The sequence below is a fragment of the Sorangium sp. So ce1153 genome, from assembly GCF_051521595.1.
GTDB lineage: Bacteria > Myxococcota_A > Polyangia > Polyangiales > Polyangiaceae > Sorangium.
The window spans coordinates 6870642-6887443 of record NZ_CP150361.1 but is presented as its reverse complement, the minus strand read 5'-3'; the positions used below and the strand labels follow the sequence as shown (position 1 = coordinate 6887443).

General features: G+C 70.4%; 11 protein-coding genes and 1 pseudogene. 2 read left to right on the top strand and 10 right to left on the bottom strand.

The genetic code is table 11. From position 1 onward, the window contains the following. Positions 1 to 36: 36 nt before the first annotated feature. Positions 37 to 1260: an NrdH-redoxin gene (locus WME85_RS24775; protein WP_437841579.1), complete on the bottom strand. Its 1224-nt coding sequence runs from the start codon at positions 1258 to 1260 to the stop codon at positions 37 to 39. 218 nt (positions 1261 to 1478) lie between these two features. Between WME85_RS24775 and WME85_RS24770 the strand changes: the two genes are divergently transcribed. Continuing rightward, positions 1479 to 2492 (top strand): universal stress protein, encoded by a 1014-nt coding sequence (locus WME85_RS24770; protein WP_437841577.1) that lies wholly within the window; start codon positions 1479 to 1481, stop codon positions 2490 to 2492. A gap of 45 nt (positions 2493 to 2537) precedes the next feature. Continuing rightward, on the top strand, positions 2538 to 5003 hold the full coding sequence (locus tag WME85_RS24765; RefSeq protein ID WP_437841574.1) for a heavy metal translocating P-type ATPase: 2466 nt from the start codon (positions 2538 to 2540) through the stop codon (positions 5001 to 5003). A 20-nt stretch (positions 5004 to 5023) separates the two neighbouring features. Here WME85_RS24765 and WME85_RS24760 read toward each other — a convergent pair whose 3' ends face one another. The 9 genes and pseudogenes from WME85_RS24760 to WME85_RS24720 all read right to left on the bottom strand — a co-directional run bounded on the left by WME85_RS24760 (position 5024) and on the right by WME85_RS24720 (position 16469). Further along, complete coding sequence (locus WME85_RS24760) at positions 5024 to 5737, bottom strand: phosphoribosyltransferase (RefSeq protein ID WP_437841572.1); 714 nt, start codon at positions 5735 to 5737, stop codon at positions 5024 to 5026. 172 nt (positions 5738 to 5909) lie between these two features. Next, positions 5910 to 7712, bottom strand: a pseudogene (gene arsA / locus WME85_RS24755) (arsenical pump-driving ATPase). Between the two features lie 351 nt (positions 7713 to 8063). After that, positions 8064 to 8978, bottom strand: a complete 915-nt coding sequence (locus WME85_RS24750) for a PLP-dependent cysteine synthase family protein (protein ID WP_437841569.1) — start codon at positions 8976 to 8978, stop codon at positions 8064 to 8066. A gap of 379 nt (positions 8979 to 9357) precedes the next feature. Further along, positions 9358 to 11391: a glycoside hydrolase family 9 protein gene (locus tag WME85_RS24745; RefSeq protein ID WP_437841568.1), complete on the bottom strand. Its 2034-nt coding sequence runs from the start codon at positions 11389 to 11391 to the stop codon at positions 9358 to 9360. Positions 11392 to 11605: 214 nt separating this feature from the next. Continuing rightward, the gene (gene phoU, locus WME85_RS24740) at positions 11606 to 12307 is read right to left on the bottom strand and encodes a phosphate signaling complex protein PhoU (RefSeq protein WP_437841566.1); all 702 of its coding nucleotides are present in this window, start codon (positions 12305 to 12307) and stop codon (positions 11606 to 11608) included. Further along, on the bottom strand, positions 12300 to 13055 hold the full coding sequence (locus WME85_RS24735) for a phosphate ABC transporter ATP-binding protein (RefSeq protein ID WP_437841564.1): 756 nt from the start codon (positions 13053 to 13055) through the stop codon (positions 12300 to 12302). The genes phoU and WME85_RS24735 overlap by 8 nt, the downstream gene beginning before the upstream one ends. Positions 13056 to 13063: 8 nt before the next feature. Then, on the bottom strand, positions 13064 to 13864 hold the full coding sequence (locus WME85_RS24730; RefSeq protein WP_437841561.1) for a phosphate ABC transporter ATP-binding protein: 801 nt from the start codon (positions 13862 to 13864) through the stop codon (positions 13064 to 13066). After that, positions 13861 to 15654 carry a phosphate ABC transporter permease subunit PstC gene (gene pstC, locus WME85_RS24725; RefSeq protein ID WP_437841560.1) on the bottom strand — a complete coding sequence of 598 codons (1794 nt, stop codon included), beginning with the start codon at positions 15652 to 15654 and terminating at the stop codon, positions 13861 to 13863. The genes WME85_RS24730 and pstC overlap by 4 nt, the downstream gene beginning before the upstream one ends. Continuing rightward, a complete protein-coding gene (locus WME85_RS24720) occupies positions 15651 to 16469 on the bottom strand; it encodes a phosphate ABC transporter substrate-binding protein (protein ID WP_437841557.1) in 819 nt (272 codons plus the stop codon). The genes pstC and WME85_RS24720 overlap by 4 nt, the downstream gene beginning before the upstream one ends. Positions 16470 to 16802: the final 333 nt, after the last annotated feature.

Below are 16802 nucleotides of genomic sequence, written 5' to 3'. Positions count from 1 at the left end.
CCCGTGGCGAAATGTCAGACGCACCTGACGCGACGATCAAGTGGCCAGCCAGTCGGGCTTGAGCAGCAGGAGGAGGCCGAGCAGCACCATGATCGCGCCGCTCAGCAGCTTGAGCCACCGTCCCTCCTTCTCCCTGAGCTTGCGGCGGCTCAGCGTCGCCACCGCGACGCCGACCATGACCATGTCATCCGCCATATAGGCCACGTTGTAGAGCCCGAGATAGGCATAGTGCTTCCACGCAGGGAAGCGCTCCTCGGCGAGGAGCTGGGTGTAGAGCGCGGGCAGGCCCGCGGTGCAGAGGAGCTCGACGACGTTGACCATGACGGCGAGGACGACCGCGGCGGCGAGCGCGGAGGGCAGGCTCTCCGCCCTGACGACTCCCCGCATCCTCGCGTAGATCCCCGGCTTCACCGACTCGGGGATGCTGAGCGACACGCCCCGCTTCCACGCGAAGAAGTCCTTGATGTGGATCGAACCGGCGAGCACGGCGATGGCTCCCAGCGCGAGCTGCACGGCCCGCGAGGCGCCGACCAGGAGAAAGAAGTTCAGCCAGGCAGCCATGAAGGCGAAATAGGCGAGACCGCTCACGAGCACGAACACGCCGGCGATGAGCAGCATCTTCGCCCGGCTCCGCAGGGTGGCGAGGAAGGAGAGGAGAAAGAGCAGCACCCACGTGGCGCACGGGTTGAAGCCGTCCACGAGCCCCAGGAGAATGGTGAACGCCGGTAGGCCGAGATCGCGGGCGTCCAGCCGCCCGAGGACGGGCACGTCGACGACCCCCGGCCGCGGCGCGGCGCCGTCGGCCGGGCAGGGCGGCTGCTCCGGCGCGAGAGGCGCGAGAGGGCACGACGCGGCAGGCTCGCCGGCCTCGGCGGACGGCGGCGACGCGCTGTCCAGCAACGCCTCGATGCGCCGGCCCGTCACGTCGCGTCCTGCGTACCCGACGACGAGCACCCCGCGCACATAGAACGCCGGGACACTCAAGGCAGCGGTCGACTGCCCCTCGGCGATCGCCCTCAGCCGGTCGAGCGCCGCGCGGTCCTCGACGACATCCGCGACGAGCGTGCGCAGGCCGGACCGCCGGCCCTCGAGCTCGGTCAGGAAGCGCTTGGCCTCGTCGCAGCGAGGGCATCCCTCGCGCGTGAACAGCTCCACGTCGGCGCGCGGCTCGATCGGCGCAGCTCGCCCGGAGACGCTCCAGAGCAGCGAGGAGGCGAGCACGCACGTCACGAGAGCTCGGACGACGACGGCAGGTCGCATGCGGCGTGGCTGTCGCACGATGCGTGCTCAGCGGATCACGTGATCAGTCCACGAGCGCCGTGAGCCACGAGCGCAGCGAGCGGCCTCGTACGTGGCTCGCGATGCATGGCGGGGCGACGTTGGCGGGGCACGACGATTGCTGGGCTGGTGGGCACGGTAGTTACGCGCCAGGTCGGTCCCTCACAACCATGGGACTTGGACCAGATCGGGGGGGCAGCATGCAGCCTGTTCAGCGGATCCTGGTCGCCACGGACCTCTCGGAGCTGTCAGCCGCGGCGGTGAGAGTCGCCCTGGGACAAGCGCGCTCCTGGGACGCTGAGCTCCGGATCCTCTACGTCGCTGCGTCCGCGCAAGCACAGCCGAAGCTGGCGGACGCGCTGCTCACTTCCGTGGCAGAGCTCGGCGGAGGGGTTCACATCGCGCCGATCATCCGGGTGGGGTCCGCGGCGGAAGAGATCGTCAGGTGTGCGGAGGAGGACGACGCCCAGCTCATCGTGATGGGCCGCCACGGGCACTCAGGGACGACGGGCGTGCTCCTGGGCAGCGTCGCCGAGCGCGTCGCGCGGACCTCGAGCCGCCCCGTGCTGATCGTGCCCCCGGAGACCGACACCCGCGCGACCGGGACGATCATGGGGCCACCGCCGCGCGCCGCGCGGCATCACTGCCTGCGCTGCGGCGCGCCCTCGGAGTACCAGTTCTGCGTTGCTTGCCGCACCCATCTCCGCATGTTCGATGTGCCAGCAGCAGGTTGGCCTCCGGAGGCTCCGGCGGTCGGCGTCCTCAGCGAGGAGCGGATCGAGGCGCTCCTCGAGCGCAGCGCCTTCGGTCGGCTCGGCTGCCACGCCCAGGGACGAACGTACGTCGTGCCGATGAGCTACGCCTACGAGGGCGGCGTTCTTTACCTGCGCTCGGCGGAGGGATCCAAGGTCCGGATGATGCGCGAAAACCCGGATGTCTGCTTCCAGGTCGACCGCATCCAGAGCCTCGCCGACTGGGAGAGCGTCATCGTGTTCGGCTTCTTTCGCGAGCTCCAGGGGACAGACGCGGTCAAGGCGATGCAACGCATCCACGACCGGCTGGTGTCCCTCGCCGCCGAGGACGATGTCTGGCTCCGCCCGTCCGAGGCTCCCTCCGACGACAGCCTCGGCCATCGGGCTTACGAAGGCGGCCGCGGCGCGGTCGTCGGATGCATCAAGCCGGTGGAGAAGACAGGGCGCTATCAGATGCGGTGAGCTTCCGGCGTGATCGGGAGCGCATCGATCCCGCAGGCATGTTCCATGGTGTCACAGCGCGACGCACCTGGACCCGAGCGGCCGTCCCCGAGGAGCGGCGCGCTCGTCGTGTCGACGCTCTCCGGCTTGCTGGGCGGAGCCGCGGCGCACCTCGAAGGACGCGCGCGGCTGGGAGACATGCTCTGGGCGGCCGGCGCGGTGATCGCGCTCGCCCTGGTGGGCGCGCGCATCCTGATGGACGTGTTGAAAAAGCGGGCCGGCGTGGACATCATCGCGCTCCTCGCCATCGGCGGCGCGCTCCTGCTCCGGGAGTACCTGGCGGGAGCGGTGATCGGAGCGATGATGGCGACCGGCAGCGCCCTGGAAGGGTACGCGTCCGCGCGCGCCCGCCGCGAGCTCTCCGCCCTCCTCGCACGCGCCCCCCGCGTCGCGCACCGGCGGGACGGGACCGACGTCACGACCATCCCGATCGGCGCCGTCGCCCCCGGCGACCGCCTGCTGGTCAAGCCGGGCGAGATCGTGCCGGTCGACGGGATCGTCGTGGGCGCGCGGGCGCTCCTCGATGAGTCGGCGCTGACCGGCGAGCCGCGGCCGGTGGAAAAGGCACCCGGCGACCGCGTGGGCAGCGGGACCACGAACGCCAGCGCCGCCTTCGAGCTCCGCGCCGTCGCGAGCGCGGACGAGAGCACCTACGCAGGCATCGTCCGCCTCGTGCAGCAGGCGTCCGCCTCGAAGGCCCCGCTCGCCCGCCTCGCAGATCGCCATGCTTTGGCGTTCGCCGCGCTCTCGCTCGCCCTTTCGGCCGCGGCGTGGGGCCTCTCCGGCGACGCCGGCCGCGGGCTCGCCGTGCTCGTCGTCGCGACGCCCTGCCCGTTGCTCCTCGCGGTGCCCATCGCGATCGTGGGCGGCATCTCGCGCTCGGCCCGGCGCGGCATCGTGGTGAAGGGCGGCGCCGCGCTCGAGGCCCTCGCCCGGGCCGAGATCCTGCTCCTCGACAAGACAGGCACGCTCACGTTCGGCGGCCCGCGCGTGACCGGCGTGACGTGCTTCCGCTCGATAGACGACGACACGGAGGTGCTCCGCCTGGCGGCGTCCCTCGAGCAGACCTCATCGCACCCGCTCTCCGCAGCCCTGGTGCGCGCCGCCCGCGAGCGCCGACTCGGGCTGTCCTTCCCGGAGGACGTCCACGAGGCGCCGGGGGCCGGAATGGATGGCCGGGTGGACGGGCGCGCCGTTCGCGTGGGGAGCGCCGAATGGGCAGCGCAGGGAATGCCGCTCCCGGAGGAGGCCCGCGCCTTCCGGCGTCGCGCGTCGCGCGCCGGTGCGATGACCGTGTTCGTGGCCGTGGACGGAGACGTCACCGGCGCGCTGACGCTCGACGACCCGATCCGCCCCGATGCGCCGCGGACCTTGCGGGCGTTGCGGCGGGTCGGCATTCGCCGCGTGGTGATGGTGACAGGCGACCATCCCCTGGTCGCCGAGGCGGTCGGCGCGACGCTCGGCGTCGATCGCGTGCTCGCCCAGCGATCGCCGGAGGAGAAGGTCGTGGCCGTACACGAGGCCCGCGCCGAGGGGCTCACGGTGATGATCGGCGACGGGATCAACGATGCTCCAGCGCTCGCCGCCGCAGACGTCGGCGTCGCGATGGGCGCGCGCGGGGCCACCTCGTCGGCGGAGGCGGCCGACGTGGTGCTCGTGGTGGACAGGCTCGATCGCTTTGCCGAGGCCGTGAACATCGCGCGCCGCGCTCGCACGATCGCGGTGCAGAGCGCGCTGCTCGGCATGGGGCTGTCGCTCTTCGCGATGGGCGCGGCGGCGATCGGCTTCCTGCCGCCGGCCGCCGGGGCGCTCCTGCAGGAGGCGATCGACGTGGCCGCGATCCTGAGCGCGCTGCGGGCGCAGCGCTGCGGGCGCGGCGCGGGGAGGCCAGCCCTCGGAGAGGCCATGAGCCGCAGGCTGGAGCTCGAGCACGATCAGCTCATCCCGATGCTCGATCGGGTGCGGGTCGTCGCGGAGCGCATCGACCACCTGGCGAGAGATGCGGCGCGCGTAGAGCTCGACGCGCTCGACCGCTTCCTCCGCGACCGGCTCCTCCCGCACGAGCGTGCTGACGATGCCGAGGTCTACCCGGTCATCTGCCGACTGCTCGGCGGCGATGATCCTCTGGCATCCATGAGCGCGACACATCGAGAGATCTTCCATCTGGTCCGGCTGTACGAGCAGCTCCTCGAAGAGCTCGGCCCGGGCGGACCCACGGCCGCGGACGTGCAGGATTTCCAGCGGATCCTCTACGGTCTCCATGCGGTGCTACGGCTCCATTTCGCGCAGGAGGAGGAGCTCTACGCGTCGCTGAGCGAGCGCTACCATGCGGATGCTCCCGGCCAGCCGGCTGTGAGCTCCCGGGAGCCACCCCTCCAGCCGGCTCCGGCGCGAGGGACTGCACGCCGCGTGCTGCGCTTGCTGGATCCGCTCAGGCACGGGCGCTCGCCCAGCCCTGGCCGGCCGAGGTGAATTCGCGCCGCTCGGAGCGGCTACCGGGGTGATCCGGCCGCGCGCGGAGGAAGCTCCCGGGAACTCTCCTGACCGGCGTCGTGGCGTGCTGCGGTCCGATCGAGCGTCTCTCCGAGCAACCGGCAGACCTCCTGCTCGGACACCGGTGCATAGTCCTCGTACCAGAGCCCGGCCGAGTAGACCGGATCCCGGATGTAGCAGTACACGAACTCACGCACGCGCCGGGAGAGCTCCGCGTATGCGGCGTACGACGCGACGGGGACCGCGATGACGATGCCCGCCGGGCGGCCTTGCTCGACGGCCGTCACGGCGGCGCGCATGCTCGCTCCGGTCGCCACGCCATCGTCGACGAGGAGGATCGTTCGATCCCGGATGTCGGGCGCCCTGTGGCAGCCGTAGTAGACGCGCTCCAGACGATCCACCTCTCCCGCTTCTGTCTCGGCGATCCACTGGACCGTCCTGTCCGAGAGGCCCAGCGCTCGACAGAGCTCTTCATCCACGAACCGGATGCCGCCGCTCGCGACGGCGCCGATCGTCATGTAGTTGTTGACCGGCGCCACGATCCGGCGCGCGATCAGCACGTCGAGCGGCACCCGCAGGAGCTTCGCTACCTCGAAGCCCACCAGCACCCCGCCTCGCGGCAGCGCCAGGAGGGTCACGTCCTCCCGCCCTGCGTAGGCGGTCAGCCGCGACGCGAGCTGGCGGCCCGCGTCGGCCCGATCTCGAAATGGCATGTCTCCCCCTCCGTCCGGCGTCGCTGAGTTCACCAACAGCGTTCGGCGGAGCGTGCAATTGTCTCGCCAGGCGCCGCGCCTGACGCCGCCGGGGCGCTCTGTTCGCGTGGAGCGCCTGCTCGCCCCCTGGCGCTCATGCACCGCGACTCACCGCCACCTTTGATCTTCTTCCTCACGTGCTCGCCGCGCTCGGGTGCTCCGCCGCTCCCAGGCCGCGTGCCAAGGCGAGCAGGCGAGCAGGGCCGACCGGCTGTTCGGTTATCCAGGGGACGATCGCGAGCCTTCGGGCATGCCGCTCGCGCACCGCCGCGATCTGGTCGAGCTCGGCTGCGACGCGCTGCTCGAGGCAAGGGTCCGTGACACCCGCGGCTGCCAGGCTGCTGTTGATGACCCAGGCGAAGGGCTCGATCTGAGCGCGACGCAGATCCGCCTGTAGCCGCGCTGCTTCCGAGACGGGCGTCGCCTCCGCGAGCGTCACCAGCAGGACCTTGGTGTACTGCGGATCACGCAGCCTCATGAGCGGGGTGACGAGCCGGGCTGACGCGTGCTTCGCGTCAGCGTCGACGGCCATCGTCTGCCGGTGATACGAGCCCGTCGCGTCGAGGAGGAGGAGCGTGTGCCCGGTGGGCGCCGTATCGAGGACGACGAAGCTCGAGCGCGCCTGGGAGACGATCCGGGAAAAGGCCGTGAAGACAGCCACCTCTTCGTAGCAGGGCGAGCGGAGATCCTCGGCCAGCAGGGCTCGTCCCGCCTCGTCGAGGTTGGCCCCGCGGCTCGCCATCACGCGCTCCACGTACGCCTTCGTCTCGGCGACCGGATCGATGCGGCTGACCGTCAAATTTTCGAGCTGGCCGTCGAGCGTCGCGGCGACGTGAGCAGCGGGATCGGTGGTGCTGAGATGAACCTTGTGACCGCGCGACGCGAGCTCCGCGGCGATCGACGCGGCGATCGTCGTCTTCCCCACGCCGCCCTTGCCCATCACCATCACCAGCCCGCGGCCAGGCGTCGCGATCTCGTCGATGAGCGACCGAAGGGGTGGCAGCGATGGCGTCACGAGCGGAGGGGCGGCGCGCGTGAGCTCTGCGGACGCGCGCTCGTCCAGGAGCGCGCGGAGAGCCGGCAAACCGACCATGTTGAAGGCGCGCAGAGGGATCTGCGTCATGGGCAGTCGGCGCAGCCGAGGGGGCAGCTCGCGGAGCGCTGCTCGCCCCCGCTGCTCGAGCGCGAGGGCGATCGGGTCGGCGGGGTCTCTGGCCTCGAACACCGCGTTGACGACGAGGTGCTGGTTCTGGAGGCCCAGCGCCTCGAGCTCGCCCGATGTCCGCTCCACCTCGCGCAGCGCAGCGCGATCGGGCCGCGTCACGAGGACGATGGTCGTACGTTCACCGTCAGCCAGCGCCTCGACCGCGGCGGCGAACCGCGTCGCTTGCATCTTCAACCCCGAGTGCGGGCCCAGGCACGAGGCGCCGTGCGTGGCCGACCCGAGGAAGGTGGATCAGGCGCGCGGCAAGCTGAGCAGCCTCAGCGTGTGTCCGGTCGGCGCCGTGTCGAACAGCACGTGATCGAACGGCGCGCTCTGCTCGTCGCCGGCGAGGAGGCCGGCGAACTCGTCGAAGGCCGCGATCTCCACGGTGCATGCGCCGGCGAGCTGCTCGCGCAGCTCGGCGAGCTGGGCCTCGCTCCACATGGCGCGGTACGGCGCGATCACGCGCTCTCGATACGCGTCGGCCGCTCTCTCGGGATCGATGTTGAGCGCGGAGAGCCCGTCGACGCCGGGGATCGGCGTGGGTCGACGAGAGAGCGCGACGCCGAGCATCTCGTCCAGGTTCGACGCAGGGTCGGTGCTGACGAGGAGGATGCGCTTCCCGGCGTCGGCGAGCCGGATCGCAGCCGCGCACGCGAGCGCTGTCTTGCCGACGCCTCCCTTCCCCGTGAAGAAGAGGAAACGGCTCGGCTGTTCCAGGAGACTTCTCAAGCGACCACCTCGTCGATGCGCGTCGCCTTCATCACGGGTGCGCGGGGACAGATGCCATCGCGCATGCGCAACCGCAAGGCGGCATTCGACGGTCACCCCTGCCTGACGTCCAGAGAAAAGCCGAGAATCCGAACGCAGATCGGCCGAGCTCGTCAGAGGCCTCGGGCGCGGGGTATCCGCTCCGCTCCGTCATCGCTTGGGCGCGTGCGACCGGTTCATGGCATGGCCCGCGGGCTCCATGACGTCACGGACGTCACGCCTGGCAAGCCCGACGAGAGCCTTTACTACACCCTGCCGGAGCGCCAGCCGTTCGTCGGGCTCTCCACGACCTCGATCAGGTCGAGCGCTCGCTCAGCGCGAGAACCACGGCTCGCTCAGGTATTTCTCCCCTTCGTCCGGGAACAAAGTGACCACTTTCTTCAGCTCCGGACTCTTCTCCTTGACCCGCCGCGCGGCCAGGAGGTTCGCTCCGGAGGAGACCCCGACGAAGCAGCCGTGCACCCTTGCGATCCGCCTCGCCTCCTCGATCGCCTCTCCGTCCTCGACCAGGAGGACATCGTCGAGGAGCTGGATGTTGTCCTGGATGAGCGGGGGCACGAACCCCTCGGCGATACCCTCGATCCGGTGGGACCGGCACACCTCGGACTGGCCGTGCAGCCGCCCGTGGACGAGGGCGCACCGGGCAGGCTCGACGCCGAGGACCTTGACCGCCGGGTTGACCCGCCTGAACGCCCTCGCGAGGCCAATCAGGGTCCCTCCGGAGCCGATCGCCGCAACGACCGCGTCGATCCGCCGGCGCCCGAAGGCGCGGAGGATCTCCCCGCCGAGGTGCTTCTCGTGGTCCTCCGCGTTCCAGGGGCTCGCGAACTGGTTCACGTGGAAGTGATCCTTCTCGCTCCCCAGGGCGATCGCGCCTTGCACGGCGAGATCCATCCGGTCCCGCGGGACGGTGCGCACGTCAGCGCCGAACGCCTTCATCATCTTGTAGCGCTCCTGGGAGAGGCCCTCGGCGATGAAGATCGTCACCTTGTACCCTTTCACGGCGCCGACCAGCGAGACGGCAGTCCCCGTGTTTCCGGACGAGGCCTCCACGATCGTGGCGCCCTTCTTCAGGAGCCCTGTCTTCTCCGCCTTCTCGATGACGTACCTGGCGAGCCTGTCTTTGACGGAGCCGGAGGGGTTGAGGTATTCGCATTTCACGCGAACGCCGTCGAGCGTCAGCAGGGGAGTGTTTCCTATTGCGTCGAGTATCGCCTTCATGTCCATGGCCTCGCATCGTCCAGCGCGTGTGCCGGCGCGACGGCCTCGCGCCGCGCTCCCCCTGCGCTGCTCTGCTGGCTCGGTGCACGACCTGGACCGCTCGGCTGCGTCACCGCCGTAATCGCTCGCGAGGCCGCGGAGGCCATCCACGGCGCGTCGCGCCGCGTCATGCCTCCTCGTCAGCCGGCGCGGTGAGGTCCGGAGCCGCCCGGGCTACGTCTCTCCACGACAGATGGCCTCGAGGATGTCGCGCGTGTGTCCGCGCAGGGGGGGCGCCCTCACTCCACGGCCTGCGGGATCTGCGTCTGCGCGCCGCTGCCGCCCCCAGGAGCGGCGATACGACACCTCTCCTGGAGGGGCCGAGCGGCGCCCGCCGGGACCCGCGCTACCGGACGAGCTTCGAGAGCAGCCGGATGTACGAGACCTGGTAACCGTTGCTGTTCTCCGTCACCGCCCAGGAGTTCAGCGGCCAGCTCGTGTTGAAGTCCTTGTAGGACTTCTGCGCCGGCTGATCCTTCGGAGGCGAGACCGGCTCGGAGTCGCAGATGGCGTTGTTCTCGGGGCTGCCGCAGCCGTCGGGGCAGCAGCCGTCCTTGTCATAGCTCGGGTTCGGGCCGCCGGTGAGGAAGCCGGGAGCCGGGCCGTAGGTCGAGACGCCGACGCGATCCCAGCGCTCGCTGCCGTCCTGAAACCAGGTATGGTAGAACTCGCTCGCCGACCGCTCGGCGCCGTAGGCGCCCATGTTCGACAGGTACACGAGCCCGAGCGGGTTCACGCCGTGCAGGTAGTGCACGTAGCGCGCGGCGGCCCGCGCGGCGTCCGCGCTCACGGCGGCGTCGAGCTCGTAGGTCACCAGGTCGTAGAACATGTTGCCCTGGTGCGACTTGATGGCGTTGCTCCCCCACGTGTAGTCCTTGAGGTAGGCGAGATAGGGATCGACGCCGGCGCGGAACGCCGTGAGGTTGTCGTCGCCATCCATGGCCGCGCGGTAGGTGCTCCGGATCGCGTCGGCCACCGCCGCGGTCGCGTCAGGCACCCTGGTGTAATGGAGCAGCGCTGCCTGCTGCTGCACCTCGAAGGGGTACGCGTAGGACCACTCGATCAGGTGGATCGCCTGGTAGTTCCCGTCGAAGAAGGTCCGGTACGCCACGTCGCCGGTCGCGTCGAAGAGGTAACAGGCGGCCTCGACCTTCAGGCTGAGGCGCCCGTAGTCGTCCGTCTCCTGCTGTCCCGCGCCCAGCCCGGAGGTGCCGGCCTCGGCGTCGTTGTTCCTGAAGAGCACGGCGGGGTTCGCGTCCGCCCACGCCCAGGCGCTCTCGGCGCGCGGGAGCAGCGAGTCCGCGTAGCTCGCGAGCGCGCCGCCGCCGGCGCTCTTCAGCACCTTGGCGCCGTACGCGAAGGCCGCCGCGGTGGCGAGCGTGGCGCTCGTGCTCGCGCTGCCGTAGAGGCTCGGCCCCGCGGCGGCGGACGGCGGGCTCGCGGACGACAGCCCCACGATGCTGAGCACGGAGCCGTCCGCGTCCTGCATGCGTACGAGCCAGTCCATGCCCCACTTGGCCTCGTCGAGGATGTCGGGGACGCCGTTGCCCGACTCGGGGATCTCGTAGTCGTCGGTCCAGATGGAGGGGTTCTCGGCGTAGGCGCGGAGCAGCGTGACCACATAACCCGCGGTCCAGCTCGTGTACTTGTTGTAGTCGCCGGCGTCGTACCACCCGCCGGAGACGTCTCGCTCGGTCGAGGCGTCGTCCGGCGCGCTGTACACGCGGGCGTTCCTGTCCTGCAGCGGGCCCAGGTGGCTCGCCTCGTCGGCCCACCCTTCGCCCGCGAAGACGGCGTCCTTCTTCTGCCCGGCGCGCTGGTAGAAGAAGGTGCGCACCGCCTGCTTCAGCACCTCGCGATAGACCGCATCTCCGATCTCGAACTCGGCAGAGCGCACGTTGTTCTCCACGTCGAGCACGTAGTAGCGGCCAGGCGCGGTGACCGACGAGAAGTCGAACCACCACGCCTTGTCGCCGGAGGACTCGTCGGTGGCGCCATCGCTCCAGGACGCCGGCGCTGCCGTGAGGACGCGCTCTCCCGTCGCGGAGCTCACGAGCGCGATCGTCGCGCCGGGCGTGAAGGACGCGTCGGCGTCGAAGCCCGTCTGGGGATCTCGCAGGACAGCGATCTTCTCCGCGTCCGGCAGGTAGCCGAACTGGTCCACCACGATGAACTCGCTCGGCTGCGCCGATGGATCCACGGAAGAGCCCCCCGAACCGCCGACGCCGCTCGTGACCGAGCCGCCGGCGCCGGCGCCGGAGCCGGCCGCCGCGCCCGTGCCACCCGAGCCGGCGCTGTTGCCGTCGTCGCCGGAGCAGGCGGCGATCACCGCGCACGAGAGGAGCGCGGGAGCGAGAAGCCGTTGGAAGTAGAATTGCATGATAAGCCTCCTTGAAGCGCGCAGGGTATCACGTGAATGTCACTCTGTGGACGGGTTCCGTACGCGGCCTCCGGATGGACAACGGCCGACGGTCCGGTGTGTCGACCCCCGGTTGTCACTGTCAACCTCCGGTTGTCATCGGGTGCAGGTCCACGTGACGGCGACGCCTTCATCCGCGGTCCTGCCGGCCTGCTTCGAGAGGGCCGCTCCGGGCTCATCGCCGCGTCGCGTGCCGGACGTCCTCGCCCCGGACGAGGAACACCACCATCTCGGCCAGATTGGTCGCGTGGTCAGCGAGCCTCTCCACGTGCTTTGCGAAGAACATCATCGACACGCACTGATCGACGATGCCCGGCTGTCGCCGCGCCTCTCTGCGGAGCTCGTCGAACACGTCCACGAGCATCCGATCCACGTCCGCGTCCGCGGCGAGCACGCCCTCGGCCTTCGCGATGTCCTGGGTGAGGAGCGCCTCCAGCGCGTCGCGCAGCATCCGCTGCGCCCTGGCCGACATGCGCGGTAGCGCGGCGACCGCCCGCGTCGGGGGCTCGCTGCAGAGCGCCTCCACGCGCTCCGCCATGTTCACCGCGAGATCCCCGATGCGCTCGAGGTCCGTCACGATCTTGAGCGACGCCGCGATGAAGCGCAGATCGGAGCCCGCCGGCTGCCGGAGGGCGATCATCTTGATGCACTCGTCGTCGATGGCGAGCTCGCGGGCGTTGACGAGGCGGTCCGCCTCGATGACCCGCGCCGCCGCGGCGGGGTCGAGCTCCACGAGCGCCCTCGTGGCCTCGGCGATCTGCGCCTCGACCAGCTCGCCCATCTCCCGGAGGTGGCGCTTGAGCGCCGCGAGCTCGCGATCGAACGCCCGGTAGATATGGGCGCGCCCACGGACCGGGGCGCTCCTCGATTCAGCCATAACGCCCCGAGATGTAGTCGTCGGTGCGCGGGTCCCGGGGCCGCGTGAAGATCTCTCGCGTCGGCGCCACCTCGACGAGCTCTCCGAGCAGCATGAAGCCGGTCTCGTCCGAGACGCGGGCCGCCTGCTGCATGTTGTGGGTCACGAGGACGATCGTGTAGCGCTGCGCGAGCTCTCGCATGAGGCCCTCGATGTGCAGGGTGGCGATGGGATCGAGCGCCGAGCACGGCTCGTCCATGAGCAGCACCTCGGGCTCGACCGCGAGGACCCGCGCGAGGCAGAGCCGCTGCTGCTGCTCGCTCGTCAGCGCGAGGGCGGGCTCGCCCAGCCGGTCCTTCAAGGCCTCCCAGAGGCCCACCGCCGCGAGGCTCCTCTCGACGAGCGCCGAGAGGCCGGCGCCCGAGGCGAGGGCGTGGATCCGCGGGCCGAACGCGATGTTGTCGTGCACCGAGAGCGGGAATGGATTCGGCCGCTGGAAGACCATTCCAACGCGCTTTCGCAGGGAGCCGAGGTCAAAGGCGTCGAGCGGCCGGCCGTCGACCTCGATGGTGCCCAGCGCGCGATGGCCGGGGATGAGATCGTTCATCCGGTTAAAAGCCCTGAGCAGCGTGGACTTCCCGCAACCGGACGGCCCGATGAGGGCGGTGACTCGCCGCTCGGTGATGGCCAGGTGAATGTCCTTCAGCGCCAGGAATGCGCCGTAATAAACGCTCAGTCCCTCGGCGCGGAGCTTCGCGGGTGCAGCCATGCCCTGTCCTAGCCGAAGCGCCCTTCGATGTAGTCGGCCGTCCGTCGATCGGTCGGAGCCGTGAAGATGCGCGCCGTCGGCCCGTCCTCCACGAGCTCACCGAGCAAGAAGAAGGCCGTCCTCTCGCTGATGCGCGCCGCCTGCTTCGTGTTGTTGGTGACCACGATCCAGGTGATGCGCGACCTCAGCGACTCCAGCGCCTGCTCGATCTTCAGGGTGGACACCGGATCGAGCCCGGAGCACGGCTCGTCGAGGAGGACCACCTCGGGCTCGAGGGCGAGCGTCCGCGCGATGCACAGGCGCTGCTGTTGCCCGCCGGACAGGGCGAGCGCGGACCCGTGCAGGCGATCCTTCACCTCGTCCCAGAGCTGCGCCGCCCGGAGGCTCGTCTCGGCGATCTCGTCGAGCTCGGCGCGCCGCCGGACGCCGGCGAGCCGCGGACCGAAGGCGAGGTTCTCGTGGATCGACCGGGGGAGCGGCTGCGGTGTGGCGAACACCATCCCGACCCTGCGGCGGATGGCCCCCGGGCTCACGCCCCGGCCGAGCACGTCGGTGCCGTCGAGGAGGATCTCGCCCTGGACCCGCGCGCCGTCGAGCTCGATCGAGAGCAGGTTGATGGTGCGCAAGATCGTCGTCTTGCCGCTGCCCGACGGTCCGATGAAGGCGTAAATCGTGTTCGCCGGGACCGCCACGTTGACCCCGCGCACCACGAGAGGACCGCCGAAGCCGACGCTGAGGTCGCGGAGCTCGATCTTCGGGCCTGTACCGGCGTCGCGGCGCAGAGCCGCCGGCCTCTCCGGGGCTGTCATCGGTAGCGCCTCATGAAGCGGTCCATGAGCGCATACGCGGCCACGTTGATCGCCAGGATCGAAAGGACGAGCAGCGCGGCCGTCGCGTACGCGTTTTGCGCCGAGATGGCCTCGCGCGCGAGCTGGTAGAAGTGAACCGAGAGCGTGCGTGTCCCGTCGAAGAGCGACGTGGGAACGGCGCGCGGCAGGCTCGATCCTGCCGTGAAGATCACGGCCGCTGTCTCGCTGATCGACCTCCCGACGCCGAGGATGACGCCCGTCACGATGCCCGGGATGGCCGATGGAAGGACGACCCGCACGATCGTCTGCCACTTGCTCGCGCCGAGCGAGAGCGAGACCTCGCGTTGGACGCGCGGCACCGCCTTGATCGCCTCCTCCGACGTCCGGATCACGGTCGGGAGGATCATGAACGTCAGCGTGAGGCCGGCCGCCAGGATCGACCAGCCGAGACCTAGCGTGACGACGAAGAACACGAATCCAAAGAGGCCGAAGAGGATGGACGGCACGCCGGCCAGGCACTCCGCACCGAAGCGGAGGAGGCGCGTGAGGCGTCCTTCCCGGGTGTACTCGGTCAGGAAGATCGCGGTGCCGAGGCCGAGGGGCGTCGCGAGCAGCACGGCGAGACTGGTGACGGCCAGCGTGCCGACGAACATGGGGAAGATGCCGCCGCTGCGGCCGCTGTCGCTCGGCGCGGTCGACAGGAACGTCCAGGAGAGGTGGGGGACCCCGCGCTCGAGGACGAACCCGACGATGACGAGCAGGACAAGGAGGGTCGCGGCCATCATCGACCAGAGGAGCACGCGCACGGCCGCCTGGACGGTTCGAGGGTGTACCCTCCGTGGCCTCACGCCGGCTTTCGCGCTGTTCGGTCCTCTGGTCGCTGCCGTGCGCGCCGCGCGAAAGGCAGTGAAGCGCTCCAGCATCGCGCTCATCGCGCGCCGGGGCGAGCGCGCCCTCTTGCGCCCTCGCGCCACGTTGGCGGCGGCGTTGAGGGCCATGATGATGAGGAAGAGCACGACGCCGGTCGCGAACAGCGCGGCGCGGTGCTCGCCGGCCGCATAGCCCATCTCGAGGGCGATGTTGGCCGTCAGCGTGCGCACCGAGTCGAGCGGCGAGCGCGGCATCTGCACGGAGTTGCCCGCGACCATGATGACCGCCATGGTCTCCCCGACGGCGCGCCCCATCCCGAGGATCACCGCGGCCACGAGGCCGGAGCGCGCCGCCGGCAGGACGACACGCACGATCGTCTGCCACTCCGTCGCGCCGAGCGCGAGCGCCCCCTCGCGGTAAGCGCGCGGCACCGCGCAGAGGACGTCCACCGAGATGCCGATGATCGTCGGCAGGATCATGATGCCGAGGATCACCGCGCCGGCGAGGGCGGATGCGCCCGGGCCGCCGAGGTGGACCCGGATCCAGGGTAGCAGCGCGACGATTCCCATGAAGCCGTAAACCACCGACGGGATGCCAGCCAGGACCTCGATCGCGGGCTTGAGGACGGCACGCAGGCGCGGGCGCGCCATCTCCGCGAGCACGATCGCGCAGGCGAGCCCGAGCGGCACGCCGAGGAGCAGCGCGCCGAGCGTGACCGCTGCCGAGCCGACGATCATGAGCGCGATGCCGTAGAGACCGGCCGTGGGGTGCCAGTCGGTCGACAGGAAGCCAGAGAGGCCGATCCGGGCGATGAACGGCGCCCCCTCGCGGAAGATGAACACGGTCATGAGTGCGAGAAACCCGACGCTGCTCGTCGCGATCAGCATCAGGATCCGCCGGGCGAGCATGTCCGAGCTCATGGCGCCGGCGGCAAGAGGCCTTCCTTGCGCGTCAGCGCCTGTCCCTCCGGGCCCCTGATCCAGTCGATGAAGGCCCTGGCCTCGCCGGTCGGCTCGCCCTTGACCACGAAGAGAAACGGACGCACGAGGCGGTATCTCCCGGCGTCGATCGCCGCCTCGGTGGGGTCGACTCCATCGATCCGGAGCGGCTTCACGGAGGCGTCGACGAGGTCGAGCGAGATGTAGCCGATCGACGCCGGGTCGCTCGCCACCATCTGCCGCACCGCTCCTGTCGAGTCCTGCACGAGCGCAGCGCTCGTGATTCTCCTACCGCTCATGACCAGTCCCTCGAAAGCGCCCCGCGTCCCCGAGCCCTCTTCACGCGTGATGACGGTGATCTTCCGGCGCTGGCCACCATGGTCGGCCCAGCGGGTGATTTCCCCTGCGTAGATCCTGCGCACCTCGTCGAGCGCCATGTCGCCGATGCGGTTCTCCGGGTTCACGACGACGGCGATTCCATCGCGGGCCACGACGATGCCGCGCAGCCTTTGGGCTTCGTCCGGCAAGAGATCGCGCGAGCTCATCCCGAGCTGCGCTGTCCCGCTCTCGACCGCCTGGATGCCCGCCGTGGAGCCTCCGCCTTGAACGTGAATCGTCGCGCCGGCGTGCCTCGCGCCGTAGGCCTCGGCCCATCTCTCGGCAAAGGGCTGGACCGACGTCGAGCCGGCCAGCGTGAGCCCTGACGTCCTCTCGCGGCCGCACGCATGGCCGAGCGCCAGCGCGGAGACCCAGAGGCAGAGCGCAGCGCAAACGGACCGAACGCCTCCAGGGATCACATCCGGCTCCGAGGACACCGGGTCGAGCAACGACCGTACCGGCGCCGAGGCGTGCAGGGTGCCCTTGCCGATCGCTCGAGCTCGGCGGACGGGCTCGCCGTGGCTGTCCGTGCGGAGCGCGGCCGGCCGTCAACCGAGGAGGGGAGCCACGAGAAGACGAACACGCCGTTCTTGCTGGCCGGCGGCGGGGGCCTGCGTACCGGGCGCTGGGTCCGGTACGCGAGCCTCCCGCACAACCAACTGCTCGTCTCGAACGTGAATCAGTTCGGCGACACCCGGACCACGTGTGGCGCGCCGGAGCATCGCGCCGGGCGCCTCACGAACCTCGCGTAT